Annotated in this window: 15 protein-coding genes and 1 tRNA gene; 9 read left to right on the top strand and 7 right to left on the bottom strand. The window is 72.5% G+C overall.

The genetic code is table 11. The features are described 5' to 3' along the window. The first annotated feature begins 47 nt into the window (after positions 1-47). Positions 48-1,535, top strand: coding sequence for an NAD(P)/FAD-dependent oxidoreductase (locus AC1DT4_RS09200; RefSeq protein WP_477089479.1), 1,488 nt, complete (start codon positions 48-50; stop codon positions 1,533-1,535). Between the two features lie 71 nt (positions 1,536-1,606). Continuing rightward, a tRNA-Leu gene (locus AC1DT4_RS09195) sits at positions 1,607-1,680 on the top strand. A 9-nt stretch (positions 1,681-1,689) separates the two neighbouring features. Here the strand turns inward: AC1DT4_RS09195 and AC1DT4_RS09190 are convergent. From AC1DT4_RS09190 to AC1DT4_RS09180, 3 genes are read right to left on the bottom strand one after another with little or no spacing between them, the layout of a single operon-like run. Beyond that, on the bottom strand, positions 1,690-2,118 hold the full coding sequence (locus tag AC1DT4_RS09190) for a VOC family protein (RefSeq protein ID WP_477089478.1): 429 nt from the start codon (positions 2,116-2,118) through the stop codon (positions 1,690-1,692). Between the two features lie 3 nt (positions 2,119-2,121). Continuing rightward, entirely contained in the window at positions 2,122-2,976 is an 855-nt protein-coding gene (locus AC1DT4_RS09185) for a siderophore-interacting protein (RefSeq protein WP_477089477.1), read from the bottom strand. A 58-nt stretch (positions 2,977-3,034) separates the two neighbouring features. Next, positions 3,035-3,484, bottom strand: coding sequence for a MarR family winged helix-turn-helix transcriptional regulator (locus tag AC1DT4_RS09180; protein WP_477089476.1), 450 nt, complete (start codon positions 3,482-3,484; stop codon positions 3,035-3,037). 62 nt (positions 3,485-3,546) lie between these two features. Between AC1DT4_RS09180 and AC1DT4_RS09175 the strand changes: the two genes are divergently transcribed. Further along, positions 3,547-4,785: an MFS transporter gene (locus tag AC1DT4_RS09175; protein ID WP_477089475.1), complete on the top strand. Its 1,239-nt coding sequence runs from the start codon at positions 3,547-3,549 to the stop codon at positions 4,783-4,785. 63 nt (positions 4,786-4,848) lie between these two features. Here AC1DT4_RS09175 and AC1DT4_RS09170 read toward each other — a convergent pair whose 3' ends face one another. Beyond that, positions 4,849-5,718 carry an ABC transporter permease subunit gene (locus AC1DT4_RS09170; protein ID WP_477089474.1) on the bottom strand — a complete coding sequence of 290 codons (870 nt, stop codon included), beginning with the start codon at positions 5,716-5,718 and terminating at the stop codon, positions 4,849-4,851. Continuing rightward, positions 5,715-6,698: an ABC transporter ATP-binding protein gene (locus tag AC1DT4_RS09165; RefSeq protein WP_477089473.1), complete on the bottom strand. Its 984-nt coding sequence runs from the start codon at positions 6,696-6,698 to the stop codon at positions 5,715-5,717. The genes AC1DT4_RS09170 and AC1DT4_RS09165 overlap by 4 nt, the downstream gene beginning before the upstream one ends. A 207-nt stretch (positions 6,699-6,905) precedes the next feature. On the opposite strand from AC1DT4_RS09165, the gene AC1DT4_RS09160 reads away from it, so the two are divergent. From AC1DT4_RS09160 to AC1DT4_RS09145, 4 genes are all read left to right on the top strand, one after another. Next, positions 6,906-7,766: a Bax inhibitor-1/YccA family protein gene (locus tag AC1DT4_RS09160; RefSeq protein WP_477089472.1), complete on the top strand. Its 861-nt coding sequence runs from the start codon at positions 6,906-6,908 to the stop codon at positions 7,764-7,766. A 99-nt stretch (positions 7,767-7,865) separates the two neighbouring features. Then, positions 7,866-9,251: a cystathionine beta-synthase gene (locus AC1DT4_RS09155; RefSeq protein WP_477089471.1), complete on the top strand. Its 1,386-nt coding sequence runs from the start codon at positions 7,866-7,868 to the stop codon at positions 9,249-9,251. A 33-nt stretch (positions 9,252-9,284) separates the two neighbouring features. Continuing rightward, positions 9,285-10,295, top strand: coding sequence for an acetylxylan esterase (locus AC1DT4_RS09150; RefSeq protein ID WP_477089470.1), 1,011 nt, complete (start codon positions 9,285-9,287; stop codon positions 10,293-10,295). Continuing rightward, positions 10,292-10,738, top strand: a complete 447-nt coding sequence (locus AC1DT4_RS09145; RefSeq protein ID WP_477089469.1) for a hypothetical protein — start codon at positions 10,292-10,294, stop codon at positions 10,736-10,738. Before AC1DT4_RS09150 ends, AC1DT4_RS09145 begins: the two co-directional genes overlap by 4 nt. On the opposite strand, the gene AC1DT4_RS09140 is transcribed toward AC1DT4_RS09145, so the two are convergent. Together AC1DT4_RS09140 and AC1DT4_RS09135 are read right to left on the bottom strand one after the other, a co-directional pair. Continuing rightward, entirely contained in the window at positions 10,722-11,318 is a 597-nt protein-coding gene (locus AC1DT4_RS09140; protein ID WP_477089468.1) for a TetR/AcrR family transcriptional regulator, read from the bottom strand. The genes AC1DT4_RS09145 and AC1DT4_RS09140 overlap by 17 nt on opposite strands. Continuing rightward, positions 11,311-12,180 (bottom strand): alpha/beta fold hydrolase, encoded by an 870-nt coding sequence (locus AC1DT4_RS09135; RefSeq protein WP_477089467.1) that lies wholly within the window; start codon positions 12,178-12,180, stop codon positions 11,311-11,313. Before AC1DT4_RS09135 ends, AC1DT4_RS09140 begins: the two co-directional genes overlap by 8 nt. 112 nt (positions 12,181-12,292) lie before the next feature. Here AC1DT4_RS09135 and AC1DT4_RS09130 point away from each other — a divergent pair, with 112 nt between their 5' ends. Then, the gene (locus AC1DT4_RS09130; RefSeq protein WP_421732557.1) at positions 12,293-12,700 is read left to right on the top strand and encodes an FKBP-type peptidyl-prolyl cis-trans isomerase; all 408 of its coding nucleotides are present in this window, start codon (positions 12,293-12,295) and stop codon (positions 12,698-12,700) included. 87 nt (positions 12,701-12,787) lie between these two features. After that, positions 12,788-13,609 carry a MerR family transcriptional regulator gene (locus AC1DT4_RS09125; protein WP_477089466.1) on the top strand — a complete coding sequence of 274 codons (822 nt, stop codon included), beginning with the start codon at positions 12,788-12,790 and terminating at the stop codon, positions 13,607-13,609. Positions 13,610-13,613 lie beyond the last annotated feature (4 nt).

Genomic DNA, 13,613 nt, shown 5'->3' with positions numbered 1-13,613 from the left:
CAGGTTCCGGTAGGGCGCGCGCACCCGGCCGCCGCTACCGTTGAGGTATGCCTCAGCCTGCCTCCGACGTCGCCACCGCCCCGGCCACGACCCGCCCGAGCAAGCCTCGCAAGGTGCCCCGCGTCGTGATCCTCGGCGGCGGAACCGTGGGTCTGTACACGGCCCGCCGGCTGCGCAAGCGCCTCGGCAAGCGCGAGGCGGCCATCGTCGTCGTCGACCCCCGGCCGTACATGACCTACGCGCCGTTCCTCCCGGAGGCCGCGGCCGGCTCGATCGACCCGCGCAACGTCGTCGCCCCGCACCGCCGCGCGCTCAAGGGCGTCGACGTGCTGCAGGGCAAGGTCAGCCACATCAACCACGCCGACCGCACGGTCGAGATCACGCCCGAGGAGGGCGACGCGTACTGGATCACGTACGACCACCTGGTGGTCGGTCTCGGTTCGGTCGCCCGCACGCTGCCCATCCCGGGCCTGGCGGACTTCGGCATCGGCTTCAAGAACGTCGAAGAGGCCATCGCGCTGCGCAACCACGTGCTCAACCGCATCGACATCGCGGCGAGCACCTGGGACCCGGAGCTCCGGGCTCGCATGCTCACCTTCGTCTTCGTCGGCGGTGGGTTCGCCGGGATCGAGGCGCTGGGCGAGGTCGAGGACATGGCCCGCACCGCGGTGAAGTACTACAAGGCCGTCGAGCAGGACGAGCTGCGGTTCGTGCTGGTCGAGGGCTCGCCGCGCATCCTGCCCGAGGTCAGCGAGGAGCTGGGCGGGTACACGCTCGAGCAGCTGCGCAAGCGCGACATCGAGATCCACCTGTCGACGTTCCTCAGCAGCTGCGTCGACGGCCACGTCGTGCTGTCGAACAAGGTCGAGTTCGACGCCGAGACGCTCGTCTGGACCGCCGGCGTGAAGGCCAACCCGGTGCTCAAGGACTCGGACCTGCCGCTGGACCAGCTCGGGCGGGTCACGTGCAACGCGTTCCTGCAGGTGGTCGACGCCGACGGCAACGTCGTGCCCGACGCCTACGCCGCCGGTGACTGCGCCGCGGTCCCGGACCTGTTCAACCCGGGCAAGTTCTGCCCGCCCAACGCCCAGCACGCGCTGCGCGAGGGCAACCACCTGGGCGACAACCTGGCCCGCGTGCTCCGCTCGGCCGAGCTGACGGAGTACAAGCACAAGAACATCGGCGCGGTCGCGTCGCTCGGGATGTACAAGGGCGTCGCGCAGATGTTCGGGCGGATCAAGGTCCGCGGCTTCCTCGCGTGGGTCCTGCACCGCTCGTACCACGTGGCCGCCATGCCCACCTTCAACCGCAAGATCAAGATCGCGGCGGGCTGGACGGGGTCGCTGCTGCTGCGTCGCGAGGTCGTCGCGCTCGGCAGCCTGCACGACCCGCGCGCAGAGTTCCGTGCCGCGTCCGTGCCGCCCAAGCCGCGCGCCGTCGAGCCCGGCGAGAAGGACCCGTCGCTGCCCGCCATCAAGGCCGAGGCCGGCTCGCCGGCCGAGAAGGCGACCGCCAAGGGCGCCAAGAGCGCCTGAGCGACGCACGACGAGAGCCCCCGGTCCTCCAGGACCGGGGGCTCCTCCGTGTGCTGGCAGGATGTGGCGCGGCCCCCGTAGCCCAACTGGCAGAGGCAGCCGGCTTAAACCCGGCACAGTCCGGGTTCGAACCCCGGCGGGGGCACCGGACGCGTCAGACCACGCAGAACTCGTTGCCCTCCGGGTCCGCGCAGACCACGTGGTCGAGCTCGCCGCGCAAGGCGTGCTCGGCCAGGACGGTCGCGCCGGCGGCGGTCAGCCGTGCGACGGCGGCGCGGATCAGGGCCTCGCGCTCGGGCTGCGGGGCGGACCGGCCGCCCGACACCGACAGGTCCAGGTGCAGCCGGTTCTTGACCACCTTGCCCTCGGGCACCCTGAGGAACGAGATCGACGGCAGCACGCCGTCGGGGTCGGCCAGGTAGGCGCCGTCGTCCCGCTCGTCCTGCGGCACCTCGTGGTGCTCGGCCCAGGCGTCCCACGTGTCGAAGCCGTCCGGCGGCGGCGGCTCGACGTACCCGAGGGCCTGACCCCAGAACCGCGCCAGGAGCCGCGGGTTCGCGCAGTCGACCGTGACGCTCCACATGGGTCAGTCGAGCCCCTGCTCCGACTCCTCGATCGTGGCGAGCCAGTCGCGCTTGGTGGCGCGCCAGCCTTCGTCGTCGGCGCCGAGCCGCCAGTAGCCGGAGACCGACAGCTGGTCGCGCGTGATCCCGCGGTCGACCCGCACGTGCCGGCGCAGCTCGCGGACGACGCCGGCCTCGCCGTGCACGAACGCGCTGACGGGCGCAGGCAGCTCTGGCAGGGCCGTGACGGCGTCGACCAGCGCGAGGCCCGCGACGCCGATGCCCTGGTGGACCCAGTGGACGCGCACGCCCGACGGGAAGGTCAGAGGGATCTGGTCCTCGGCGTCGTGCACCTCGATGACCGCGTGGCCGACGGCGTCGGCGGGCAGGCGCTCGAGCGCGACCGCGATGGCGGGCAGGGCGCTCGCGTCGCCGGCGAACAGGTGCGACGCCGCGGCGTGGTCGGGGGACCAGGCGCCGCCGGGGCCGACCAGCAGGACCTCGTCGCCGGGCTGCGCCATCGCCGACCACGGGCCGGCGATGCCCTCGTCGCCGTGCACGACGAAGTCCAGCGTGAGCTCGCCGGCGGCTCCGTCCCAGGCACGGACGGTGTAGGACCGCTGGCGGGGCTGCTGGTCGGGCGGCAGACCCGCGCGCACGGCGTCGAGGTCCAGCCGGCCGTCGTCGCGCAGCGGGCGGGGCGTGCCGGCCGGCAGGAAGACGACCTTGACGTAGGAGTCGGCGTGCGGGGAGGGCTCGAACGACGCGAGCCCGGGGCCGCCGACGACGACGCGGACCATGGTCGCCGCGATCCGTTCCGTCCGGACGACCACCCCCACGAGCGGAGCGGGGCGCGGGCGGGCCGGTGCGTCGGTCATCGATCTCCTTCGTCGAGGCGGGCGGTCCTGCGGCGGCCCACGCTAGTCGAGCCCGCCATCAGGTGCGGGTCGCGTGCGAGTCGAGGTCGTCGTTGAGGCGCGTCAGCAGGTCGGCCAGCCGGCGACGGTCGTCCGGCGACCAGTCGGCCAGGATGTCGGCGTAGACGTCGGCGCGGGCGGCCCGCGTCTCGGCGAGCGCGGTGGTGCCCACCGGCGTCATGGTGACCACCGCGCGGCGGCCATCGTGCTCGTCGCGCTCGCGGGTGACGAAGCCGGCCGCCTCCATCGCCAGCACCTGCCGGGTGACCGTCGACGCGTCGAGGCGCAGGTGGTCCGCGATCTCGTTGATGCCGGCCGGGCCGGTGGTGTCCAGGAGCCGCAGGGCCAGGTAGGCGGAGCGTTCCAGCGTGGTGGCCAGGCGCGTGGTGGTGCGGCGGTTGCGGTCCGCGAGGCGCAGCAGCAGCGCGACCTGCGTCTCGACCGCGGCGGCTGACTCGTCGGCGCTCATGGGTGTAGCATACACGGAGTTACCTGGTCCATACAGATACCTAGACAGATACAGGACGAGCCGTGGCGTCATCCCGCAACGAACCGAACAAGACCGCGATCTACTCGACAGCCCTGACGGCGTTCTTCGCCATCGCCGGCATCGCGATCGTGGACCCGATCCTCCCCGCCATCGGTGCCGCCATCGGCGCCACCACGTGGCAGATCGAGCTGCTCTTCACCGCGTACATCGCCGTCATGGCGGTCGGCATGATCCCGGCGGTCATCGCGACCGGGAAGTTCGGCTACAAGAAGGTCCTCGCCACCGGGGTGAGCACGGTCGCCGTCGCCGCGATCCTCGCCTCGCTGTCGAACGGGATCGTGTCGCTCGCCGCGCTGCGGGGCCTGTGGGGCCTCGGGAACGCGATGTTCTTCGCCACCGCCATGGTGCTGCTGGTCTCGCTGGCCAACGACAAGAAGTGGGTCGTCGAGCTGTTCGAGACCTGCGTGGGGCTCGGGTTCGCCATCGGCCCGCTGATCGGTGGCCTGCTCGGCCAGATCAGCTGGCGCGTGCCGTTCTTCCTGTGCGGGCTGTTCATGATCGCGGCGCTCATCATCTCGCTGACGCGGCTCAAGGACCCCGAGGTCATGCCGGCGCAGCTCCGGTTCGGCGAGGTGTTCCACCCGTTCCGCCGGCCCGCGTTCGTCGCGCTCTGCGTCATCACCGCGACCTACAACTTCGTGTTCTTCATCGTGCTCGGCTTCACGCCGATCTTCCTGGGCCTGGACGTCGTGCCGCTCGGGCTCGTGTTCACGGCGTGGGGCGTCGGGCTCGCCTTCGGCATCCTCGTGGTGGGGCACCGGCTCGCGCACCGCTTCGGCGCCGTGCAGACCGTCGGGTTCGCGCTGATCGTCCTCATGCTCACGCTCGTCGGCCTGGCCACGTCGCACAGCACCGCGCAGTCCGTGGTCGTGCTCATCGTCGCGGGCGTCTGCATGGGCATCTGCAACGCGAACCTCACGGACCTGGCGCTCGCCACCGGCTCGCCCGACCGCCGCGTCACCACGGGCGCGTTCAACCTGGTCCGCTGGGGCTTCGCGGCGCCGGCACCGGTCGTCGCCGGCCTGCTTGCCGAGCACGTCGGGCTGCGCGCGCCGTACTGGGTCGCCGTCGCCGTGCTCGCGGTCGGCATCATCACGTTCCTCGTCTTCGGCCACATGCTGGCCCGCACGGTGGGTGAGCGGGTGCTGTGGTCGCGCTGGAACCGCGACGCCGAGGAGCTCGAGGGCGTACCGGAGGAGGCGCTCGGCGAGGTCGTCTGACCTGCCTGCACCCACCACGAAGGGGCGGTCCCGTCCGGGACCGCCCCTTCGTGGTGCCTGCGGTCAGGCGTCGCGCTTCTTGAGCAGCACGGCGGCCACCCCGAGGACGACGACGACCCAGAGGACGAGCACCCCGTAGCCCTGCCAGGCCGTGAGGTCGGCGCCGACGGTCGACGCCGCGGCGCTGGCGTCGAGCTGGGCCTGGGTCTGGGTGAGCTGCTGCCCCGCGACCCCCGGGAGGAACGGGAACATGTAGGTCAGCGGCTTCCAGGGGATGGCGCTGAGCAGGATGGGCGCCACGAGCAGGAGCCCGAGGACGGTGGCCAGGGCCGCAGCCGAGTGCCGCATGAGCGCACCGAGCGCGTAGGCGAACAGGGCGATCGTCGCCAGGTACACGGCGGTGCCGACGAGCGGCCGGATCATCTCCGGGTCCGTCACGTCGATCGAGAAGCCCTTGCTGTCGTAGAACAGCCACTGCAGCGTCACGGAGAGCGCGACGGCGACCAGCGCGACGACGAACACCGAGACGACGAGCACGATCGCCTTGGACCACAGCACGGGCAGGCGCTTGGGCACGGCGGTGAGGCTGGACCGGATCATGCCGGTGCTGTACTCGCTGGTGATGGTGAGCGCGCCGAGCACCGCCACGGCCAGCTGGGCGAGCGTCACGGCGATGCTCAGCGGGTCGAGCGGGTTGTTGGCGGTGCCGGGCGGCGGGCCGCCGTCCTCCGGGGACGGCACGTTGACGAAGGCCAGGCTGATCAGGACGACCAGGCCGACCGTGGCGACGACGAAGATCCCCAGGGTCCACGTGGTCGAGCGGACCGACGAGAACTTGATCCACTCACCCCGCAGCAGGTGCCCGAAGCCGAGCTTGTAGCTGGCCGGGGCCGTGGCGTGGCGGTGCGGCTCGGTGGCGACGGCGGCGCTCATCGGGCGTCCTCTCCGGTGGTCGGGGCGGTGGTCGCGGCGTGGGCGCCGTGCGGCTCGGACGCGTCGCCGGGGAGCGCTGCCGAGTGGTACTCGACCGACTCGGAGGTCAGCGACATGTACGCCTCCTCGAGCGAACCCGACACGGGCGTCAGCTCGTGGAGCACGAACCCGTGCTTGGCGGCGATCTCGCCGACCTCGACCGCGGTCGCGCCGTGGATCTCGAGCAGGCCGTCGGCCGACGGGGTCACCGTGACGGCCGGGCCGGCGAGACGGGCCGCGAGGTCCGTGGCCTGCGGGGACCGGACGCGGACGGTGGCCCGCGTGGCCTGGGCGATCACCGAGTCGACCGGACCGTCGGCGATGATCTTGCCGCGGCCGATCACGATCAGGTGGTCGGCCGTCACGGCCATCTCGCTCATGAGGTGCGACGACAGGAAGACGGTCCGGCCCTCGGACGCGGCCAGGTACTTGACCAGGTTGCGCACCCAGAGGACACCCTCGGGGTCGAGGCCGTTGACCGGCTCGTCGAGGATCAGCGTCTGCGGGTCGCCGACGAGGGCCGCGGCGATGCCGAGCCGCTGGCCCATGCCGAGGGAGAACCCGCCGACCCGCCGCTTGGCGACGGTGTCGAGGCCGGTCATCGAGATGACCTCGTTGACGCGCTTGTCGCCGATGCCGTGCGTCGCGGCGATGGCGCGCAGGTGGTTGCGGGCGCTGCGGCCCGTGTGGACCGCCTTCGCCTCGAGGAGCGCTCCCACCTGGGTGAGCGGGGAGTGGTGCTCGGCGTACCGCTTGCCGTTCACGGTGACGCTGCCGTGCGTCGGCTTGTCGAGGCCGACGATCATGCGCATGGTGGTGGACTTGCCGGCACCGTTGGGTCCCAGGAACCCGGTGACCCTTCCGGGCTGCACGGTGAACGAGATGCCGTCCACCGCCAGCTTCGTGCCGTATCTCTTGGTCAGTTCGTGGGCCTCGATCATCAGCCGTTCCTCGTCGTCGGGAGCAGAACCGTTGACGACCCTACGGGCGGGTCGCAAGGCGATACATCGGACCATGGGGGGAGCGAGGCCCAGCCGAAAGGCCGAGGACCCGTGAGGTCAGGAATGTCGGGAACGAACGCGCCCCTGTCCACGTTCGCTACGGTGACAGCCTTGTCTGACAGCGCCCGATCCGTCCAGGAGGACGCCATGGCCAATCCCGTGTTCAACAACAGTCCGGTCTTCCAGGACCCCGTCCAGCGCCGGGGCCAGAAGTCACCCGCGTCGACGGTCTCCTACGGCACCGCCGGCGCCCAGACGGCCGACGCCGCCACGCTCGACACCCTGTACAACGCGCCGTCCGCGACGACGCGGGACACGGGCCGTCTGACGTACGACGACGTCATCATCAAGACCGGCGGGCTGCTCGCGCTGCTGGTGGTCGTCGCGGCGGGGTCCTGGTACCTCACGCCGTCGATGCCGTGGCTGCTCTGGGTCGGCATGCTGGCCGGCCTGGTCCTCGGCCTGGTCAACGCGTTCCGCAAGGAGCCGAGCCCGCCGCTGATCATCCTCTACACGGCGGCTGAGGGGCTGTTCCTCGGCGGGATCAGCTACCTGTTCCAGAACTACGTGGTCGAGGGCACCTCGACCGGCACGGCCGCGCCCATCGTCACGCAGGCGGTCATCGCGACGGTCGCCACCTTCGCGGGCGCGCTGTTCCTGTTCCGTTCCGGCAAGGTGCGCGTCACCCCGAAGTTCACGCGGTGGCTGATCATCGCGATGGTCGGGTACCTGCTCTTCTCGGTGGCCAACTTCGTCGCGTCGTTCTTCCTCGCCAGCGACGGCTTCGGGCCGTTCCGCAACGGCATCTGGGGCGTGCTCGCCGGCCTGGTCGGCGTGGGGCTCGCCGCGGCCAGCCTGATCGTCGACTTCGACGCGATCAAGCGCGGTGTCGAGAACGGCGCCCCGGCCAAGTTCGCGTGGTCGGCCGCCTTCGGCCTCATCGTCACGCTGGTCTGGCTGTACCTCGAGTTCCTGCGGCTGTTCGCGATCCTGCAGGGTCGCAACTAGCTCGTCGAGCACGGCCTCTCGTCGGCCCGGATGCGATGATCGATGCGCATCCGGGCCGACGCGTGTCTGCCCGCCCCAACACCCCTGGGAGCAGCAGCAGTGAAGTACGCGAAGCACATCTCGGAGCTCGTCGGCGGCACCCCGCTCGTCCAGCTCACGTCCGTGACCGCAGGCCTGTCGGCGACGATCCTCGCCAAGGTCGAGTACATGAACCCCGGCGGCTCCGTGAAGGACCGGATCGCCCTGAAGATGATCGAGGCCGCGGAGGCGAGCGGCGAGCTGCAGCCCGGCGGCACCATCGTGGAGCCGACCAGCGGCAACACCGGCGTCGGCCTGGCCCTCGTCGCCCAGCGCAAGGGCTACCGCTGCGTGTTCGTCTGCCCCGACAAGGTCAGCCAGGACAAGCGGGACGTGCTGCGGGCCTACGGCGCCGAGGTCGTCGTGACCCCCACGGCCGTCGCGCCCGACCACCCCAACTCGTACTACTCGGTCTCCGACCGCCTGGCGCGCGACACCCCCGGCGGCTGGAAGCCCAACCAGTACGCCAACCCGAACGGTCCGGCCAGCCACTACGAGTCGACCGGCCCGGAGATCTGGGCCGACACCGACGGGCGCGTGACGCACCTGGTCGCGGGCGTCGGCACGGGCGGCACGATCACCGGGACCGGCCGGTTCCTCCACGACGTCTCCGAGGGGCGGGTGGTCGTCATCGGCGCCGACCCCGCCGGCTCGGTGTACAGCGGCGGCGACGGGCGGCCGTACCTGGTCGAGGGCGTCGGCGAGGACTTCTGGCCCACCGCGTACGACCCGGCCGTGCCCGACGAGATCATCGCCGTCTCCGACGCGGACTCCTTCGCGATGACGCGGCGGCTCGCCCGCGAGGAGGGCCTGCTGGTCGGCGGCTCGTGCGGGATGGCCGTCGAGGCGACGCTGCGGTACGCCCGGCAGCTGCAGGAGTCCGATCCGGCCGCTGCCGCCGAGGCCGTGATCGTCGTGCTCCTGCCCGACAGCGGGCGCGGCTACCTCTCGAAGATCTTCAACGACTCGTGGATGCGCTCGTACGGGTTCCTGGCCGCCGACGAGGGCGCCACGGTGGCCGACGTGCTGCGTACCAAGACCGGCGCGCTGCCCGACCTCGTGCACACGCACCCGAACGAGACCGTGCGCGACGCCATCGAGATCCTGCACGAGTACGGCGTCTCGCAGATGCCGGTCGTCGGGGCCGAGCCGCCCGTGAAGATCGGCGAGGTGGCCGGTGCCGTGAGCGAGCGCGAGCTGCTCGACGCCGTGTTCTCGGGGGAGGCCGAGCTCTCGGACCGGGTCGACCGGCACATGTCGTCCGCCCTGCCGCTCATCGGGTCCGGCGAGAGCGTCGAGTCCGCGCGCTCGGCGCTGCAGAAGGCGGACGCGCTCATGGTGGTCGACGACGGGTCGCCCGTCGGGGTGCTGACGCGACACGACCTGCTGGGGTTCCTCGCACGCTGACGCGTGTCCCGTCCTGCCACCCGAAGGAGAACGATGGCTCTGTTCGACCTGCCCCTGCCCGAGCTCGAGCGCTACCTGCCCGAGCTGGACGAGCCGGCCGACTTCGACGACTTCTGGGCGTCGACCCTGGCGGAGGCGCGCCGCTTCGACCTCGAGCTGACCGTGGCGCCGGTGGACACGGCCCTCACGATGATCGAGGCGTTCGACGTGTCGTTCGCGGGCTTCGGCGGGCACCAGATCAAGGCGTGGGTGACCCGGCCGGCCGGGGTGTCCGGTGACCTGCCGGCGGTCGTCGAGCTCATCGGGTACGGCGGCGGGCGCGGGTTCGCGCACGAGCGGCTCGCCTGGGCCGCGGCGGGGTACGTGCACCTGGTGATGGACACCCGCGGGCAGGGGTCCGCGTGGGGCAACGGCGGCCACACCCCGGATCCCGCGGGCTCCGGGCCGGCGTCGCCGGGCGTCATGACGCGCGGGGTGCTCGACCACCACGACCACTACTACCGCCGGCTCATCACCGACGGCGTGCGGGCCGTCGACGCCGTGCGGGCGCTGCCGGGCGTCGACGCCTCCCGCGTGGCCGTCACGGGGATCAGCCAGGGCGGCGGGCTCGCGCTCGCGGTCGGTGGGCTCGCCGACGACCTCGTCGCGGTCATGCCCGACGTGCCGTTCCTGTGCCACTACCCCCGGGCGCTGGGGATCACAGACGCGTTCCCGTACGGCGAGCTCGTGCAGTACCTCGCCGTGCACCGCGACCAGGAGGCCGTCGTGATGCGCACGATGTCGTACCTCGACGGCGTGCACTTCGCGCGCAGAGCGTCGGCGCCCGCGCTCTTCTCGGTGGCCCTGCGCGACCAGACCTGCCCCCCGTCGACGGTCTTCGCGGCGTACAACCACTACGCGGGGCTGTCGTCGGCGCGGCCGGCCACCGAGATCGAGGTCTACGCCTACAACCAGCACGAGGGCGGGCAGGCGTTCCAGGTGGCCCGCCAGCTGCAGTGGCTGCGGGAGGTGCACGCCGGGCTGCCGGCGTCGGTCGTTCGATGACCTCGACGGTGTCGTTCGCGGTCGGCGACGTCGAGGGTCGCGCCGCCGTCCGGCTGACGCCCGTCGTGGACGGCGTCAGCCTCGTCGACCTGGTCCGGGCCTTCGAGGCCACGGCGGGCTTCGACGTGGCCGGCGGGTACGACGGGCTCGTGCTCGACCAGGTCCGGCTGGGGGATCTCGACCAGCATCTCGTCGGGCGCGGCCCGCTCGGCGAGCCCGGCGCCGCGTCGTTGCTCGGGTGCGACTGCGGGGAGCTCGGGTGCTGGCCGCTCGACGCGCGGATCACCGTCGCCGACGGGGTCGTGGTGTGGGACGGGTTCCGCCAGCCGCACCGCCCCGGGCGCGACTACTCCGGCTTCGGACCGTTCGCGTTCGACGAGGCCGCGTACCGGTCGGCGATCGCGCGCGCCGCGGCCGCGCTGGCCGTCACGCGGGGGAGCTGACCCCCAGGCGCTCGAGGCCTCCGACCAGGCCGGCGACGAGGAACTCGAAGCTCACGTCGACGTCGTCGGGCATGCCGAAGCCGCCGTCCAGCTCGAGGACGACGAACCCGTGCACCGCGGCACGCACGGCACGGACGGCGTCGACGTGGCGCTCCTCGGGGACGCCCAGCGCGGCGACGGCGTCGGCGAGCTCGTCCACGACCCGGACGCTCGCCTCGCGGACGGCCTGCGCGTCGGGGTCGTGGACCCAGGCCGCGCCCTGGACCGCCCCGTAGCGTCCGGGGCGGCGGCGCGCGAGGTCGCGGATCGCCCGCGCCATGGCCGGGACCAGGTCGGCGCCGTCGTGCTCCGCGCGCGCCGCCCGCAGCGCGTCCGCGAACTCCTCGATGCAGACCAGCGCGACCTCGCGGCGCAGCGCGGGCAGGCCGGCGACGTGCTTGTAGAGGCTCGGCACCGCGACACCGGCGCGGGCCGCCACGGCCGAGAGCGTGAGGTCGGCGAAGCCCGTGGTGCCGCCGTCGTCGACGACCGCCAGGGCCAGGTCGACGACGGCGGCGCGGTCGAGCCCCGCCCTAGGCACGTGCGCCCTCGCGGACCTGGAACCGGCCGGCGGCGTCGCGGGGGAGGTCCGCGAGGAAGGCGAGCGTGCGGGGCACGACGACCTCCGGGGCCTGGTTCTGCGGGTAGTGCCCGACGTCGGGGATCAGGGTCACGTCGGCGTCGATCGCGCCGCGGATCCACTCGGCCTCGGCGGCCGGGTCCGCGAAGTCGGGGTCGACCGCGCCGACGAACGCCACGGCCGGCGCGACGATCTCGGGGACGCGCGCCTCGACCGGCGCGTGCGTGAGCTGGACGGTGAGGTGCCGGAAGGAGCGCAGGTGGGCGGGGTCCTTCATCGCGGCGCGCAGGTCCGCGACGTGCTCGTCGAGCCACGGCGCCTTGGTGCCGCGGTTGAGGTAGCCGCGGTAGTACGACGCCCACACGGCGCCGCCCCAGGGGCGGGCGAACAGCACCCGCTCGAGGCCGTGCAGGACCGCGACGACGGCCGCGGGCATCGGACGCTCGCGCAGGAACGGGCCCGTGAGGACGAGGCCGGCGACGAGGTCGGTCCGCTCGGCGGCTGCCCAGCCGGCGGCGGCGGCGCCCATCGAGTTGCCGACGAGGACCGCCGGCCCGCCCAGGTGCTCGACCAGCGCGAGCGCGTCCTGGCCCGTGACGACGTCGCCGTGGGTGGCGAACGTGGTGTCCGAGTCGCCGTGGCCGCGCAGGTCCATGACCGCGACGCGGTGGCCGGCGTCGGCGAGCGGGCCGGTGAGCTCGCGCCAGGTGCTGCGCAGGTCCCCCATGCCCGGGATGAGGACGACGAGCGGCCCCTGGGCCGGCCCCTCGACCGTGTAGGCGATCCGCCCCTCGGGGCGCTGCAGGTACTGGATGGTTGCCATGACGTGAAAGCTAATGCCATTAGCCACGCGCGTCAACCCCCTCGGTTCGGCGTCTGTCGGTCGGGGTTGGCAAGATGGTGCGCGCACTGTCATCCACCGAAGGAGTACCCCCATGTCCGCAGCGCTGCCCGAGGTCTCCGGTTCCTTCGGCCAGAAGCCGACGCTGACCTTCCCCGACGCCTCGCCGTCCGCAGAGCTCGAGGTCGTGGTCCTGTCCCGCGGCGACGGCGCTCTCGTCGAGGCCGGCGACGACCTCGAGGTGCACTACCTCGGCCAGTCCTGGCAGGGCGGTGTGTTCGACAACTCGTACGACCGCGGTTCCTCGATCAGCTTCCCCATCGGCATCGGTCGGGTCATCGGCGGCTGGGACGAGGGGCTCGTCGGCCAGCAGGTCGGCTCGCGCGTGCTGCTCTCGATCCCGTCGCACCTGGGCTACGGCGACCGCGGCGCGCCGCAGGCCGGCATCAAGGGTGGCGACACCCTCGTGTTCGTGGTCGACATCGTCGGCACCAGCAACTGACCCGACGCTGACGGCCCCCTGCGCTCCGGCGTCGGGGGCCGTCACTGTCTCCGCCCTCGCGGCCCCGGCCGTCGCTATCCTCGGGCCGTGGCCGACGAGGTGACGATCGGGGAGTTCGCGCGGCGCACCGGGCTCTCGCTCAAGGCGCTGCGGCTCTACGACGCCCGCGGGCTGCTGGAGCCGGTTCGCGTCGCACCCGACAGCGGGTACCGGTACTACGACCTCGGCCAGCTGGAGCGGGCGCACACGATCTCGCTCCTGCGCCGTCTCGAGATGCCCCTGGGCACGATCGCCGAGGTGCTGTCGACGGGCAACGGGCAGCCCGCCGCGATCCGGTCCTGGTGGGCTGGGCGCCAGCGGGAGCTCACCGAGCGCGGGCCGGAGCTGGACCTGGTCCTGCACGCCCTCGGCGAGCCGGACGGTCCGGCGCGCGCGGGTCGGTTCGGGGTGGACGACGTCGTCGTCGAGCCGGTCGGCGCGCGCACCGTGGCCTCGCTGCGGCACCACGTGCTGCAGGACGACCTGGTCGCGTCGTTCGCGTCGGACGTCCTGGAGATCCGCGCGTTCCTCGACGCGGGCGGGGCGTCGTACGGGCCGGAGTTCTGGGTGCTGTTCCACGGCGCGGTGGGCTTCGACGGGGACGGCCCCATCGAGACATGCGTGCCCTATGAGGGGGCGATCTCACCGGTCGGCGCGATCACTCTGCGGCAGGAGCCCGCGCACGACCTGGCGTACGTCCCGGTCGCCGCGGCCGACTGCCGGTACCCCGAGATCATCGGCGCGTACGTCGCGCTCGAGACGTGGTTCGTGTCGGGCGGGCGGTCGCAGGGCGGACCCGAGCGCGAGATCTATCCGGTGCCGTGGTCCGACGAGGGCGTCGTCGTGCACGTGGCTCGACCGGTCTCTTGACCCT

It is taken from the genome of Cellulomonas sp. P4_D11 (genome assembly GCF_056401915.1).
The sequence above is the reverse complement of the archived record's forward strand: the minus strand, read 5'-3'. Positions and strand labels throughout refer to the sequence as shown.

Excerpts from the sequence above, each read along its gene's own strand:
- AC1DT4_RS09130 (WP_421732557.1), top strand. The coding sequence starts at position 12,293 with ATGTCCGCAGCGCTGCCCGAGGTCTCCGGTTCCTTCGGCCAGAAGCCG.
- AC1DT4_RS09180 (WP_477089476.1), bottom strand. The coding sequence starts at position 3,484 with ATGAGCGCCGACGAGTCAGCCGCCGCGGTCGAGACGCAGGTCGCGCTG.
- AC1DT4_RS09150 (WP_477089470.1), top strand. The coding sequence starts at position 9,285 with ATGGCTCTGTTCGACCTGCCCCTGCCCGAGCTCGAGCGCTACCTGCCC.
- AC1DT4_RS09160 (WP_477089472.1), top strand. The coding sequence starts at position 6,906 with ATGGCCAATCCCGTGTTCAACAACAGTCCGGTCTTCCAGGACCCCGTC.
- AC1DT4_RS09185 (WP_477089477.1), bottom strand. The coding sequence starts at position 2,976 with ATGACCGACGCACCGGCCCGCCCGCGCCCCGCTCCGCTCGTGGGGGTG.
- AC1DT4_RS09145 (WP_477089469.1), top strand. The coding sequence starts at position 10,292 with ATGACCTCGACGGTGTCGTTCGCGGTCGGCGACGTCGAGGGTCGCGCC.
- AC1DT4_RS09190 (WP_477089478.1), bottom strand. The coding sequence starts at position 2,118 with ATGTGGAGCGTCACGGTCGACTGCGCGAACCCGCGGCTCCTGGCGCGG.
- AC1DT4_RS09170 (WP_477089474.1), bottom strand. The coding sequence starts at position 5,718 with ATGAGCGCCGCCGTCGCCACCGAGCCGCACCGCCACGCCACGGCCCCG.
- AC1DT4_RS09200 (WP_477089479.1), top strand. The coding sequence starts at position 48 with ATGCCTCAGCCTGCCTCCGACGTCGCCACCGCCCCGGCCACGACCCGC.
- AC1DT4_RS09135 (WP_477089467.1), bottom strand. The coding sequence starts at position 12,180 with ATGGCAACCATCCAGTACCTGCAGCGCCCCGAGGGGCGGATCGCCTAC.
- AC1DT4_RS09165 (WP_477089473.1), bottom strand. The coding sequence starts at position 6,698 with ATGATCGAGGCCCACGAACTGACCAAGAGATACGGCACGAAGCTGGCG.